Below are 13,507 nucleotides of genomic sequence, written 5' to 3'. Positions count from 1 at the left end.
GGTTAACCGGAAAGCTGCAATTCGACCGTTGTGCCGGCAGCTGACGCTGCGGAAAATTTGCTCAGGTCAGGTTGACAGTTCGCGGTCATGCGCATTAACGTCCGCGCCCATGAACACGATACTCATTCTCGTAGTAGGATTGCGCATGGGCAAGGCGGTGTAACCGCCGGGCGAAATCCCCCATGCGCAAATGTGAAGGCTCCCTCGGGGGCCTTTTTTATTGCCCGAAACAGGACTAAACGAGCAGCAACCGCCGAGAACGGCGAAAAGGAAGACGGGACGGACCGATGAGCGGACATAGTGACAGCGGACGACGCGAAATGACCGGCGCCGAGATGGTGGTGCAGGCGCTGAAGGACAACGGCGTCCAGCACCTCTTCGGCTATCCCGGTGGCGCCGTCCTTCCGATCTATGACGAGTTGTTCCAGCAGGACGACGTCCAGCACATCCTGGTGCGCCACGAGCAGGGCGCCGGCCACGCCGCCGAGGGTTATGCCCGCTCGACCGGCAAGGCAGGCGTGATGTTGGTGACCTCGGGGCCGGGCGCCACCAATGCGGTGACGCCGCTGCAGGACGCCTTGATGGATTCGATCCCACTGGTGTGCATCACCGGCCAGGTTCCGACCTCGCTGATCGGCTCCGACGCCTTCCAGGAGTGCGATACGGTCGGCATCACCCGGCCGTGCACCAAGCACAACTGGCTGGTGAAGGACGTCAATGACCTGGCCGGCATCCTGCACGAGGCTTTCCATGTCGCCACCACCGGCCGCCCCGGCCCGGTCGTGGTCGACATTCCCAAGGACGTGCAGTTCGCTAAGGGCATCTATACGCCGCCGCAGACCGCGCCGCGCACGTCCTACCAGCCCAAGGTCCAGGGCGACCTGGAAAAGATCAAGGAAGCGGTCGCACTGATGGCGGGGGCCAAGCGGCCGATCATCTATACCGGCGGCGGCGTGGTGAATTCCGGTCCCGAGGCCAGCCACCTGCTGCGCGAACTGGTTGACCTGACCGGTTTCCCGATCACCTCGACGCTGATGGGCCTGGGCGCCTATCCGGCTTCGGGCAAGAACTGGCTCGGCATGCTGGGCATGCACGGCAGCTACGAAGCCAACATGGCGATGCATGATTGCGACGTGATGATCTGCGTCGGTGCGCGCTTCGACGACCGTATCACCGGCCGTCTCAACGCGTTCTCGCCGAACTCGAAGAAGATCCACATCGACATCGACCCGTCGTCGATCAACAAGAACGTGCGCGCCGATGTGCCGATCCTGGGCGATGTCGGTCGGGTGCTGGAAGACATGGTGCGGCTGTGGCGGGCGACCGCCAAGGCGGACAAGAAGACGCTCTATCCATGGTGGGAACAGATCGCCAAGTGGCGCGCGCGCGACAGCTATGCCTATAAGCCCAACAGCGACGTGATCATGCCGCAATATGCCATCCAGCGGCTCTACGAGAACACGAAGCACCTGGATACCTACATCACCACGGAAGTCGGCCAGCACCAGATGTGGGCTGCCCAGCATTACGGCTTCGAGAAGCCGAACCGCTGGATGACCTCCGGCGGCCTGGGCACGATGGGCTATGGCCTGCCGGCGGCACTCGGCGTGCAGATCGCGCATCCCGAGGCGCTGGTCATCGACATTGCCGGCGACGCTTCGGTCCAGATGTGCATCCAGGAGATGAGTGCGGCACTCCAGTACGATGCGCCCATCAAGGTGTTCATCCTCAACAACTCCTACATGGGCATGGTGCGCCAGTGGCAGCAGCTGCTGCACGGCAACCGGCTGTCGCATTCCTACACCGAGGCGATGCCCGACTTCGTCAAGCTGGCGGAAGCCTATGGCGGCCACGGCATCCGCTGCGAAAAGCCCGATGAGCTCGACGATGCCATCAAGGAGATGATTTCGGTGAAGAAACCGGTGATCTTCGACTGCCGCGTGGCCACGCTCGCCAACTGCTTCCCGATGATCCCGTCGGGCAAGGCGCATAACGAGATGCTGCTGCCGGACGAGGCGACCGATGAGGCGGTGGCCAACGCCATCGACGCCAAGGGCCGCGAACTGGTCTGACGGATCGCGTGCGGCCTTCCGAAGAAGGCCGCACAATCAACGAGTTGGCGCAACCGCCTGAGATCGAGAATCATTCTATGAACGCACAGCTACAACCCACCGGTTCGGCCTATTTCATCGCCAAGGAAACCGAGAAGCCGGAAATCCACACCCTATCGGTGCTGGTCGACAACGAACCGGGCGTGCTTGCCCGCGTCATCGGCCTGTTTTCCGGCCGCGGCTACAACATCGAGAGCCTGACCGTCTCCGAAACCGAGCATGAGAAGCACCTGTCGCGCATCACCATCGTGACGCGCGGCACCCCGCACGTGCTGGAGCAGATCAAGCACCAGCTCGAGCGCATCGTGCCGGTGCACCGGGTCGTCGACCTGACCGTCACGGCGCAGGAACTGGGTACCGGCGGCGCGCTGGAGCGCGAACTGGCGCTGGTCAAGGTCTCCGGCACCGGCGACGCCCGCGTCGAAGCGCTCAGATTGGCCGACGCCTTCCGCGCCAAGGTGATCGACGCCAATACCGAGCATTTCATCTTCGAGCTGACCGGCAAGGTGTCGAAGATCGAGCAGTTCATCGCCATCATGAAGCCGCTCGGCCTGGTCGAGGTCTGCCGCACCGGCGTGGCGGCGATGAACCGCGGCCCGCAGGGAATGTGATCGGGGTCGGCGACTTCGGTCGCCGCCAACCTTTCTTGCAGACAGCAGCTGGTACAAAGATCCGCCCGGACCTGGTTTTTCCGCGCCCCTAAAAAAGAGACAATACTGCTGACGTATTCAGAGGAGGCCGTATGTCGTCCGAAGCGTTTCTGGCACTGCTCGTTTATGCCTTCGTGACCTCGATCACGCCGGGGCCGAACAACTTCATGCTGCTTGCCTCGGGCGTGAATTTTGGCTTCGTGCGTACCATCCCGCACATGCTGGGCATCGGCATAGGCTTCCTGACACTGCTGCTTGGCGTCGGTTTCGGCCTCGGAGCGGTGCTGTCTGCCTTTCCGATGCTGCATGGTGGCCTCAAGATTGCCGGCGGCGCCTATCTGCTCTATCTCGCCTGGCGCATCGGCATGTCGCGTTCGCTCGGCAAGGATGGCGAGGCGCAGGCGCGGCCGATGACATTTCTCGAGGCCGCAGCGTTCCAGTGGGTCAATCCCAAGGCATGGGTGATGGCCGTGACTGCCATGGCCGTCTACACCAGCCCGGAATCGCCGTTTCTCTCCGTCCTCCTGATTTCCGGAGCCTTTGCCCTGGTCAACCTGCCAAGCGTGTCGAGCTGGGCCGGATTTGGCATGGTGTTGCGCGGGTTTCTTGCCGATCCGGTACGGCTGAAATGGTTCAACATCGGCATGGGCCTGCTATTGGCGGCGACGTTGTGGCCGATGCTGAAATAGTCAGAACAATTCGATCGCCGGCCGCGTCAGCATCAGCCAGAATATGGCGATGACGGCGAGGAAGGCCGGAAAGCCGCAGGCAAACCAGATGCGGTAAAGCCTGTCATAGCGTTCCGGCAGCGGCCTGCCGGTGGCGGCGGACTGGCGGGCAAGCTTGCGCAGCTCGATCTGGATGAACACGACCGGCAGCCAGAACAGGCCGGTGAAGACGTAAAGCGCCAGCGACCAAAGCAGCCAGCCTTCGCTGAGCGACCATCCGACCTCATGTGCCAGCCAGGCTCCCGAGACCGGTTGCAGGACGACGGCCGTCGTTGTGAACAGGAAGTCGGCGATAACAACGGTTCCTGCGACATGGGCGATGATTGCGGGGTCCCGGGTGCGATGGGCCATCACCATGAAGAAGGCGATGCCGGCACCGGTTCCCAGGAGCACCGCAGCGCCGACGACATGGACAAGGCGCAGCAGCTCTTCCATGACTCAGCGCTCTTCCAGGATGGCAAGCGCTGCGAGTGTCAGCGCGATCGACGGCAGGACCTTGACCAGGGGCCCGAGCGGGTCTGCCCAGAGGCTTGGCGCCAGCACGGTGGCAGCCGCGAGATAGCCGAGCGACACGGTTACCATGCCGATCAGCGCTGCCCTGGCGTGGCGGCGGATGGCAACACCCATTCCCAGAGCGATATCGGCAAGGCTGGTGCCCACCGTGGCGATGGCTGCGAGTGTGGGCGTCGCGCCGGCTGAAACCAGATGTGCCGCCGAAACGTCGAAGCGCAGCAGAGCGATGATGCCCGACAGCAGCCAGAACAGGCTCAACGTTGCAAACATCGCCGGCTTGAGCAGATAGAGCCTGGCAAACCAGAGGTCTTGCACCCCGGCGGGGTAGAGGTCGAGTGCTGCGGCCAGCGTAAGGAGGCGTCGGCCGGAATCCCGTGCGTGGCCGCTTATGCCACCGGCTGCCACTTCGAGGGCGGTCGAACGCAAGGGCGAGCGCCAGCCAAGACGGCCGAGAAGATCGGCAATATGTGCGGTGAGGCGGGCGAACAGGCCGGGCAAGCGCACGGTCCGCGTTTCAGTCAGGCCGAGCCAGCGGCGGTGGACGGCCACGGCCTCGGCGAGCGAGAGCGTCTGATCGCTTGCAAGGTCGATGTCGCTGCCTGGCGCGATGTCGCCTGACAGGGCATCGAACACGGCGTCAGTGACATCGTCGAGGGACACGAACTGCATCCGGCTCTGGCCAAAGACCAGCGGGGTGATGACCGGGAATGCGGCCAGTGCGCGCAGGAGCGCGGAACCGCCATGCGCCGTCCGGCCGATGACGACGGCCGGGCGCAGGATGGCAAATGGCAGGCCGGAAGCGCGAAGGGCCGCGTCGGCCCGGCGTTTGGTGGCGAAGAACGGAGTGTCAGTGGCGACGTCGTCGGTGCGCGCCGAGACCTGGACGAAGATACGCAGCGAAGGTGCGGCGGCGCCATAGAGCGCGCTCATGGCGTCGAACTGGACTGCGGCGACATTGTCACGCGGACCGTCCTGCAACGCTCCGGCACAATTGACCACGGCGTCGATTTCCTTCAGCAACGGGCGCCAATCTTCTGGTCGCAGAAAGTGCGCCAGGTCGGCCTTGACCCATTGGATCCCCTGATGGCGGCGGGCGGCAGTCGCCGTGTCTCGCGCAAGTGCCGTGACGGACAGTCCGCGTGCCGCCAGCGACCGCGCCACTTCCGCCCCGATGAAACCGTTGCCGCCCAGAATCAGAACCCGCATACGGCGACGATAGCGGGCGTCGGGCCAGTGGCGCAAACACAGGGCTGGACCAAGGGGCGGAGGCTTGTGCAGCACCGCGCGTGGGCTTAGCTTTCGACCATGTCACACGATCATGACCACGACCATCATGACAATGAACTGGACCCGATGGCTGCCCGGGTGCGGGCGCTGGAGACGATCCTGACCCGCAAGGGGCTGATCGACCCGGCAGCGATCGACGTCATCGTCGACACCTATGAGACCAAGGTCGGCCCACGCAACGGCGCTGCCGTGGTGGCGAGGGCCTGGAACGAGCCCGACTTCGCCGACTGGCTGAAGCGGGATGCGACCGCCGCGATCGCCTCGCTCGGTTTCACCGGCCGCCAGGGCGAGCACATGCAGGCGGTGTTCAACACCGACGAGACCCACAATCTGGTCGTCTGTACGCTGTGCTCCTGTTACCCGTGGCCGGTGCTTGGTCTGCCGCCGGTCTGGTACAAGGCGCCGCCGTACCGTTCGCGGGCGGTGATCGATCCGCGGGGCGTGCTCGAGGAATTCGGCCTGACGCTGCCCAGGGACAAAAAGATCCGCGTCTGGGATTCGACCGCGGAGCTGCGTTACCTCGTCGTGCCGCAGCGTCCCGACGGCACCGAAGGCTGGAGCGAGGCGCAATTGGCCGAACTGGTGACGCGGGACTCGATGATCGGCACCGGCGTTGCGCGGGGGGCTGCATGAACGGCCCCCAGGATCTCGGCGGCCAGATGGGCTTTGGCCCGGTGGCACCTGAAAAGGACGAGCCCTGTTTTCATGCCGAATGGGAAAAGCGCGCGCTCGGCGTGACGCTGACGGCCGGTGCCATGGGTGCCTGGAACATCGACGAAAGCCGGCATGCGCGGGAATCGCTGCACCCCGTCGACTATTATGCGTCGAGCTACTACGAAATCTGGATCAAGGGGCTGGAAACGCTGCTCAAGCGGCACAACTTCGTGACAGCCAACGACTTCGCGGTCGGCGATGCCGTCGATCCGGCGGCGACACCCAAGCGGGTGCTGAAGGCGGAAAACGTGCCGGCCGCTTTGGCAAAGGGCGGACCCTGCGACCGGCCGGTCGCCGCACCGGTGATTTTTGCTGTCGGGCAACGCGTGCGGACCAGGAACTTTCACCCCGCCGGCCACACCCGCCTGCCGCGTTATGCCCGTGGCAAGGAAGGCGTGATCGACGCGGTGCGCGAGGGCTATGTGTTCCCCGACACCAATGCGCATGGCAAGGGCGAGAACCCGCAGTGGCTCTACACGGTGGTGTTCGCAGCAAGCGAATTGTGGGGCGAGGGTGCCGACCCGACACTCGAAGTCAGCATCGACGCCTGGGAGAGTTATCTTGAGCCGGCATGAGGCGGGTTTGCCAGTCGGGCCAGAGGGCGTCGACGCACCGGTCTTCGCCGAGCCGTGGCAGGCCGAAGCTTTCGCCATTGTGGTCGCCTTGCACGAGCGAGGCCTGTTCACCTGGGCGGAATGGGCCGAGCGGTTGTCGGCAGAAGTGAAAAAACCCGGTGCTGCCGCCGACGGAAGCGACTACTACGAGCGATGGCTTGCCGCGCTCGAGCGGTTGATGGCGGAGAAGGGGTTCGCCGGGCGCGACGAGGTCGATGCGGTCGCCGCCGCCTGGGAGCGGGCTGCGCATGCCACGCCGCATGGCCAGCCGATCCTGCTGGAGAACGATCCGAAAAAGCATTCCGGTTTGTAACGACAGCCGAAAGCCATGTCGGCAATTGCTACCAGTTGATTGCCGGCGAGCTTCTGCGATTTGGCAAGATCGTTGCCCCGGGCATTGGTGAAGAATTCTGAAGCCATGGTATCGGAGGGTATAAATCCCTCTGGGAGGGGCAACGATTAAGCCCTTTGCCGAGCGCTGAAAGTCCGCTTGCCGTCGGCTGGCGAGGCCTCCGTCACGCAGAGGTTGGCCTTTCCGCCTCACTACAATGCCAGACGGGGCGCGCCACGGAGACGCTAGCACGCCGCTCGATGAGGCGTTCTGGAAGGTTGGATGTTCTTATTGTGTTCCGATGGTATATACGATACAATCGATGTGTTGACACCGTAAGGTTGTGTTGATATGATTTTGCACGTAAGAGATGAAGAGACGGATCGACTTGTCCGCGATCTCGCCAACCGGCGAGGGATAGGGATTACCGAGGCGATACGGGAAGCTGTCGAAGAGGCCTTGGCCGCTGAAAACAGCAAGCAGTCACTGTGGGAGCGTACGGCCGACTTGCGGGCCAAGGTTAGCGCATACCCGTTGACCGGCGAGGTTGCCGACAAGCAATTTTATGACAGTCTTTGGGGCGAGGAGGACGCCGAGTGAGCTTCGTGGACAGCTCCGCTCTTGTGGCGCTGATTGCTGCCGAACCCGAGGGCGAGGCAATTGCTGCGCAGCTTGAAAAGCAACCGCCGCATTTCACGTCTCCACTTGTGATGTTCGAAACAGTGGTGGCGCTCTGCCGCATTCGGCGGGTGCCGATAGACCAGATTACGTTTGTCGTTCATGACTTTTTGGCGCGCGCCCGCATCGCAATTGAGCCGGTAGAGGCCGACACCTACATCACAGCCCTTCAAGTATATGAGCGCTACGGTAAAGGTTCCGGCCATCCGGCACGGCTGAATTTCGGCGATTGTTTTTCCTATGCTGCAGCAATCCGCTCTGGCGTTCCGTTGATTTACAAGGGCAATGATTTCGCCCAAACCGATCTCGCCTGATCGGCAAATCCCTTGCCCTTCGCGTCCGAATCCTGTCAGTCAAGCCCATGGAATTCTCACCTCAGCAGGATGATGCGCTGCAGGCCGTGGCGCGGTGGCTCAAATCGGGAAAGCCGCAGGTTTTCCGCCTGTTCGGCTATGCCGGCACCGGCAAGACGACGTTGGCGCGCTATTTCGCCGAGCATGTCGATGGCCAGGTGCAGTTCGCCGCCTTCACCGGCAAGGCCGCCCAGGTGCTGCGCTCGAAGGGCGCCACCAATGCGCGCACCATCCATTCGCTGATCTATCGGCCGAAGGGCGAGGAGGCGATTGCCGACGAAGCGACCGGCAAGACCTCGATGTCGCCGACCTTCTCGCTCAACCGCCAGAGCCCGATCGCCAAGGCCAAGCTCGTGGTCATCGACGAATGCTCGATGGTCGACGAACAACTCGGCCGCGATCTCCTGACATTCGGCACGCCAGTGCTGGTGCTCGGCGACCCGGCGCAGCTGCCGCCGATTTCGGGCGGCGGCTTCTTCACCGAACACGAGCCGGACTTCCTGCTCACTGAGATCCATCGCCAGGCACGCGACAACCCGATCCTCCGTCTGGCGCTGGACGTGCGCGAGGGCCGTGAGTTCATGCGCGGCGACTACGGCACCGCGCAGGTGATCGGCAAGGAAGACGTGAACCAGGATCTGGTGCTGGGCGCCGACCAGGTGCTCGTGGGCACCAACCGGACGCGCCGGCGCTACAACCAGCGGCTGCGCGAGCTCAAGGGCTTCACCGCCGGTTATCCGCAGGCCGGCGACAAGCTGGTGTGCCTGCGCAACGACCCGGCCAAGGGCCTGCTCAACGGCTCGCTGTGGAAGGTGATGACCTCGTCGCGCGAGACGGTGAAGCCCGGCATCAATCTTCTGGTGGCGCCGGAGGAAGACGATCCCGACCGCGGCGTCGCCAAGATCAAGCTGTTGAAGCAGGTGTTCGAGAGCCCGGACGAGGAAATCCCCTGGGGCACCAAGAAGCGATACGACGACTTCGACTATGGCTACGCACTGACGGTGCACAAGGCGCAGGGCTCGCAGTGGAACAATGTCGTGCTGTTTGACGAGAGCTGGGCCTTCAAGGACACGCGCCAGCGCTGGCTCTATACGGCGATTACCCGTGCGGCCGAACGGCTGACCGTCGTCCGGTAGGGATACGGCCGCACGAAAAGGGCCGTTGCCTGCGCTTCCGCTGCTCGACTGCAAGGCCCGTTCGGCTGTCGAAATGCGTCGTTGCCGTCGGGTGGAGCTGAGCGCCCGCTCGCCGTCAGGTTACGATCTCGAACAGAACCGCCGTCGCGTCGTCCGAGACCTTGAAGCGGGGAAACTGCTTGCCGTCGGGGTCTTCGGTCAGCTCGATGTGGCGCAATTCCTCAAGCAGCGGAGCAAGGCCGGCGGTGCTTGCGGCAGCTACAAATCCGGCGGCGTCGTAGCGGCCGTATTGATCGACGAGGGCGGCGAAGCCGTCGCTGCAGAGAAGACCCCTGGCCGGAAGGGAGGACGCGAGCGTTTCGGTGACGAGATGCTCGGCGGCAGACGGCTCGATGCCAAGCGTCCAGACCGAGCCGCCGACGCGGTTGTAGCCGGCGCGGTGGCGGCGCAGTTCCTCGCGCACGCCCGGAGCATCGGCCAAGGCCTGATGGGTGGCAAATCCGCCGGCATGAGCGATGGCCGCGCGTGCGCCGTCGCGCTCCTGGGCGGACGCCCCCTTGATGGCGCAGGTGCTGAGGGTGCTGCCGTTCGCGCCGAGCAGGAACAGCCGGCAGTCGCCAAGGCCGTGGGTGACGATCTCGTCGCCTTCGATCCGGACCATCTGGAAGCTTGCCACCGGCAGGTTCCACGGCTCGATCGGCAGCGCCGGCGCGGCCTCGTGCACGACATTGGCGGCGCGCTGGTTGAGTTCGCGCACGACATCGGCCATCGGGCGGCCGTTGCGAGCCAGTTCTTCGAAGGTGCTCCGGGCAAAACGGGCCAGCCAGGCGGCGTCCGAGCCATGCAGGCCGACGAGGCTGGCGCCGCCGAGGCCGGTGGCGCCGTCGATGACGAAGGCGCAGGTGGCGTTGCCGCCGGCGCTGTCCTCGTTCGGGCGGTTGATGGAGCCGGGGGCGGTGATCGAATCTATGATGCGGATGCTGGGCATGATGGAGCTGTCTGGCGCGCGGCCGTGACCGGAGTGTGACCGCAGGCTATTCGACTGGCCTTGCGCCAAGCCATTGCCATGCCTCGGCCTCGTCGGCATCGCCGAAATGCCTGGTTTCGATCGAAGTGAGCGGCGCAAACAGGCCGACGACCGGGCCCATCCAGGCGGGGCCGCCGACCAGCGCATAGCGCCTGATATGGTGCAGTGCCTTCATCTTGCCCTTGAAGGTAAGAGGATCGAAAAGCGCCGACCAGTCGAAGCCGTCATAACCCGATGCTCGCAGCAAAACGTCGATCTTTTCATGGCCTTCGTAGGCCGCGTCGAGCAGGCCATAGGCGTTTTCGATGTCGGCCTGGGTGAAATGGCCGACGATCTCAAAGGCAAAAACCTCGCTGTTGTCGGTGTCGATGCGCCGGAAAGGCGGTGGGGCATCCATGGATTTCATTGGTGTCCTCCTCGCTGGCCTTCTGGCGGTTTTTGGCTGCAACGACATTGGAACACATAAAAGCGCTCTCTGTTCCCGGCCAAGGCGTGTTAGGTGCGTTCGTCTCAAGATTTGCCGTGAGTTGCCGATGCCCGCCAAGCTCTCCGTGAACGTCAATGCCATCGCCATGCTGCGCAACCGGCGCGACCTGCCATGGCCCAGCGTGACCGGCCTGGGCCGGCTGGCACTTGCCGCCGGCGCGCATGGGCTGACCGTGCATCCGCGTCCGGACCAGCGGCACATCCGCTTTTCCGACGTGCCTGAGCTGCGGGCGCTGATCGACGACGAGTTTCCGAAGGCAGAATTCAACATCGAAGGCTATCCGAGCGAGGATTTCCTCCAACTGGTCGAGAAGCACCAGCCGGAACAGGTGACGCTGGTGCCGGACGATCCGTCGCAGGCGACTTCCGACCACGGCTGGGACTTTGCCGCCCAGGCGGGGCTGCTGAAGCCGGTGGTGGCGCGGCTCAAGAAGGGCGGGTTCCGTGTCTCCCTGTTTGCCGACGCCGATCCTTCCGGTGTCAACGCTGCGCGCGATACCGGCGCGGATCGGATCGAGCTGTTCACCGGGCCCTATGGCGCCTGCCACGACGATCCCGCCGGGGCAGAGAAGCAATTGGAAATGCTCGGTAAAACCGCGGATGCCGCCATCGCTGCCGGCCTCGCGGTCAATGCCGGCCACGACCTGGTCGTGGACAACCTGCCACTGCTGATGCGCGGCATCCCGAAGCTGGCGGAAGTGTCGATCGGCCATGGCCTGACGGCAGATGCGCTGGAATACGGCATGACCGGTACGATCAAGCGATATCTGAAGGCCTGCGGGTGGTAGAACGCATGCGCCGGCTGCAAGGGTTGAACATTAGCTGTCGCAAAACAGCTGTTGCTTTTGCATTGCAGCAAGCGTAGAGCCCCGCGGCTTCACGGAGAGTCGTCCATGACCGATGCCGGCCCTGACAAGGCGAACACGAGCGGGCAGGCGGTCCAGACGGACGGCCATTCCCACGACATCAGGATTCTCGTGCTTGGTGCGCTCGGCGTCGTCTTCGGCGATATTGGCACGAGCCCGATCTACGCCTTCCGCGAGGCCCTGGTGGCGTCGGCCGGCGGCGAGGTCGCTTCCCGCGAAGACATTCTCGGCGTGCTGTCGCTGATCATCTGGGCGCTGACCATCATCGTCACCGTCAAATACGTCATGTTCGTGCTCCGGGCGCACAACCGGGGCGAGGGCGGAACGCTGTCGCTGATGGCGCTGGCGCGGCGCAGCCTGCCCAAGCGGTCGGGTATCATCCTGGCGCTCGGCATGGTCGGCGCTGCGCTGTTTTATGGCGATGCGGTGATCACGCCCGCGATTTCCGTCCTTTCGGCGGTGGAGGGCATGAATGTCGTGACGCCGGCGTTCCAGCCCTATGTCGTGCCGCTGACGCTGGTGATCCTGGCGGCGCTGTTTTCGGTCCAGCGCTTCGGCAGCGGCGGCGTGGCAACCGTGTTCGGGCCGATCACCCTGGTCTGGTTCCTGGCCATCGGCTATTCCGGCATCGTCCACATCGCCGACGACCCCGAAATCCTGCTGGCGGTCAACCCGATCTACATCGTGAAGTTCCTGGTCAACCAGCCGGAGGTGTCGTTCGTCACCATCGGCGCCATCTTCCTCGCCGTGACCGGCGCCGAGGCGCTTTATGCCGACCTCGGCCATTTCGGCCGCCGGCCGATCGTGCTGGCCTGGCTGTGCATCGTCTTTCCCTGCCTGCTGCTCAACTATGTCGGGCAGGGCGCTTTCGTGCTCTCGCACAACGGCACGGTGGGCCATCCGTTCTTCGAGATGAACGAGGGCTGGATGCTGGTGCCGATGGTGGTGCTGGCGACGGCTGCGACCGTCATCGCCAGCCAGGCGGTGATCACCGGCGCCTATTCGTTGACGCGCCAGGCCGTGCAGCTCAACATGCTGCCACGCCTGGTCATCCAGCACACGTCGGAGACGACGCAGGGCCAGATCTACATGCCGCGCGTCAACCTGCTTTTGGCCCTGGTGGTGATGCTGCTGGTCGTCGGTTTCGGCGAGTCGAGCGCGCTCGCCTCGGCCTATGGCATTTCGGTGACCGGCAACATGCTGGTCACGACGCTGCTGCTGTCGGTGGTGATGCTACGCATCTGGCGCTGGAAGGCCGCCGTCGTCGTCGTGGCGATCTCGATCTTCGGCCTGATCGACATCGGCTTCTTCGCGTCCAACATCGTCAAGGTGTTTGACGGCGGCTGGGCATCGCTGGCCGTCGCCTTCACCATCGTCCTGATCATGTGGACCTGGGTGCGCGGTAGCCGCTATCTCTTCGACAAGACCCGCAAGAACGAAATCCCGCTCGACTTCCTGGCGGGCAGCCTGATCAAGAAGAAGCCGCACCTGGTGCCCGGCACCGCAGTGTTCCTGACCAGCGACCCCGACAGCGCGCCGACCGCGCTGATGCACAGCCTCAAGCATTACAAGGTGCTGCACGAGCAGAACGTCATCCTGTCGGTGGTGACGGCGCAGCAGCCGATCGTGCCTGATAGCGAACGCGTCAAGATGGAGCAGGTCAACGAGCTGTTCATGCGCGTGAAGCTGAAGTTCGGCTACATGGAGCAGCCAAACATTCCCAAGGCGCTGGCCATCTGCCGCAAGCAGGGCTGGAAGTTCGACATCATGACGACGTCGTTCTTCCTGTCGCGCCGCTCGCTCAAGGCGTCACCCAATTCGGGCATGCCGGCATGGCAGGACAGGCTGTTCATCGGGCTGGCGCGTACTGCGGCAGATGCGACCGAATATTTCCAGATTCCGACCGGGCGTGTGGTCGAGGTCGGCACCCAGGTCTCGATCTGACGTCCTTGCCGGACCTTGGCTAGGGCGAAGTGTAGCATTGCCAAAGCGCGGCCATCCGTGAATTTTGCC

The 13,507-nt window shown here is 63.9% G+C and carries 15 protein-coding genes; 11 read left to right on the top strand and 4 right to left on the bottom strand.

Features of this window, described 5'->3' with window-relative positions:
• Window positions 1–287 precede the first annotated feature (287 nt).
• The 3 genes from ASC75_RS01270 to ASC75_RS01260 all read left to right on the top strand — a co-directional run bounded on the left by ASC75_RS01270 (window position 288) and on the right by ASC75_RS01260 (window position 3,450).
• A complete protein-coding gene (locus tag ASC75_RS01270) occupies window positions 288–2,072 on the top strand; it encodes an acetolactate synthase 3 large subunit (RefSeq protein ID WP_280137921.1) in 1,785 nt (594 codons plus the stop codon).
• A 77-nt stretch (window positions 2,073–2,149) separates the two neighbouring features.
• The gene (ilvN, locus tag ASC75_RS01265) at window positions 2,150–2,722 is read left to right on the top strand and encodes an acetolactate synthase small subunit (protein WP_055969532.1); all 573 of its coding nucleotides are present in this window, start codon (window positions 2,150–2,152) and stop codon (window positions 2,720–2,722) included.
• 131 nt (window positions 2,723–2,853) lie between these two features.
• Complete coding sequence (locus ASC75_RS01260; RefSeq protein WP_055969529.1) at window positions 2,854–3,450, top strand: LysE family translocator; 597 nt, start codon at window positions 2,854–2,856, stop codon at window positions 3,448–3,450.
• Here ASC75_RS01260 and ASC75_RS01255 read toward each other — a convergent pair whose 3' ends face one another.
• Together ASC75_RS01255 and ASC75_RS01250 are read right to left on the bottom strand one after the other, a co-directional pair.
• Entirely contained in the window at window positions 3,451–3,924 is a 474-nt protein-coding gene (locus tag ASC75_RS01255) for a DUF2269 domain-containing protein (RefSeq protein ID WP_055969526.1), read from the bottom strand. It lies immediately after the preceding gene.
• Between the two features lie 3 nt (window positions 3,925–3,927).
• Window positions 3,928–5,208, bottom strand: coding sequence for an SDR family oxidoreductase (locus tag ASC75_RS01250; RefSeq protein WP_055969524.1), 1,281 nt, complete (start codon window positions 5,206–5,208; stop codon window positions 3,928–3,930).
• Between the two features lie 99 nt (window positions 5,209–5,307).
• Here ASC75_RS01250 and nthA point away from each other — a divergent pair, with 99 nt between their 5' ends.
• The 6 genes from nthA (at window position 5,308) to ASC75_RS01220 (ending at window position 9,115) form a co-directional block, all read left to right on the top strand.
• Window positions 5,308–5,922 carry a nitrile hydratase subunit alpha gene (gene nthA / locus ASC75_RS01245; RefSeq protein ID WP_055969520.1) on the top strand — a complete coding sequence of 205 codons (615 nt, stop codon included), beginning with the start codon at window positions 5,308–5,310 and terminating at the stop codon, window positions 5,920–5,922.
• Window positions 5,919–6,578, top strand: a complete 660-nt coding sequence (gene nthB, locus ASC75_RS01240) for a nitrile hydratase subunit beta (RefSeq protein ID WP_055969517.1) — start codon at window positions 5,919–5,921, stop codon at window positions 6,576–6,578. Before nthA ends, nthB begins: the two co-directional genes overlap by 4 nt.
• Window positions 6,565–6,930, top strand: a complete 366-nt coding sequence (locus ASC75_RS01235; RefSeq protein ID WP_055969514.1) for a nitrile hydratase accessory protein — start codon at window positions 6,565–6,567, stop codon at window positions 6,928–6,930. Before nthB ends, ASC75_RS01235 begins: the two co-directional genes overlap by 14 nt.
• 369 nt (window positions 6,931–7,299) lie before the next feature.
• A complete protein-coding gene (locus tag ASC75_RS01230) occupies window positions 7,300–7,548 on the top strand; it encodes a type II toxin-antitoxin system VapB family antitoxin (RefSeq protein WP_055969510.1) in 249 nt (82 codons plus the stop codon).
• Window positions 7,545–7,940, top strand: a complete 396-nt coding sequence (locus ASC75_RS01225; RefSeq protein WP_055969507.1) for a type II toxin-antitoxin system VapC family toxin — start codon at window positions 7,545–7,547, stop codon at window positions 7,938–7,940. Before ASC75_RS01230 ends, ASC75_RS01225 begins: the two co-directional genes overlap by 4 nt.
• Before the next feature lie 47 nt (window positions 7,941–7,987).
• Window positions 7,988–9,115 carry an ATP-dependent RecD-like DNA helicase gene (locus ASC75_RS01220; protein WP_055969505.1) on the top strand — a complete coding sequence of 376 codons (1,128 nt, stop codon included), beginning with the start codon at window positions 7,988–7,990 and terminating at the stop codon, window positions 9,113–9,115.
• Window positions 9,116–9,230: 115 nt separating this feature from the next.
• On the opposite strand, the gene ASC75_RS01215 is transcribed toward ASC75_RS01220, so the two are convergent.
• Both ASC75_RS01215 and ASC75_RS01210 read right to left on the bottom strand, forming a co-directional pair.
• Entirely contained in the window at window positions 9,231–10,103 is an 873-nt protein-coding gene (locus tag ASC75_RS01215; protein ID WP_055969503.1) for a hypothetical protein, read from the bottom strand.
• Window positions 10,104–10,149: 46 nt separating this feature from the next.
• Window positions 10,150–10,548, bottom strand: coding sequence for an STAS/SEC14 domain-containing protein (locus ASC75_RS01210; RefSeq protein ID WP_055969501.1), 399 nt, complete (start codon window positions 10,546–10,548; stop codon window positions 10,150–10,152).
• Window positions 10,549–10,675: 127 nt separating this feature from the next.
• On the opposite strand from ASC75_RS01210, the gene ASC75_RS01205 reads away from it, so the two are divergent.
• Window positions 10,676–11,416 carry a pyridoxine 5'-phosphate synthase gene (locus tag ASC75_RS01205; RefSeq protein WP_055969500.1) on the top strand — a complete coding sequence of 247 codons (741 nt, stop codon included), beginning with the start codon at window positions 10,676–10,678 and terminating at the stop codon, window positions 11,414–11,416.
• A gap of 105 nt (window positions 11,417–11,521) precedes the next feature.
• Entirely contained in the window at window positions 11,522–13,438 is a 1,917-nt protein-coding gene (locus ASC75_RS01200) for a potassium transporter Kup (protein ID WP_055969497.1), read from the top strand.
• Window positions 13,439–13,507: the final 69 nt, after the last annotated feature.

Origin of the sequence: Aminobacter sp. DSM 101952, assembly GCF_001424795.1 — a bacterium.
Taxonomy (GTDB): Bacteria; Pseudomonadota; Alphaproteobacteria; order Rhizobiales; family Rhizobiaceae; genus Aminobacter; species Aminobacter aganoensis.
Note: the sequence above shows the minus strand (reverse complement) of the source record. Positions and strands in the feature narration are given on the sequence as shown.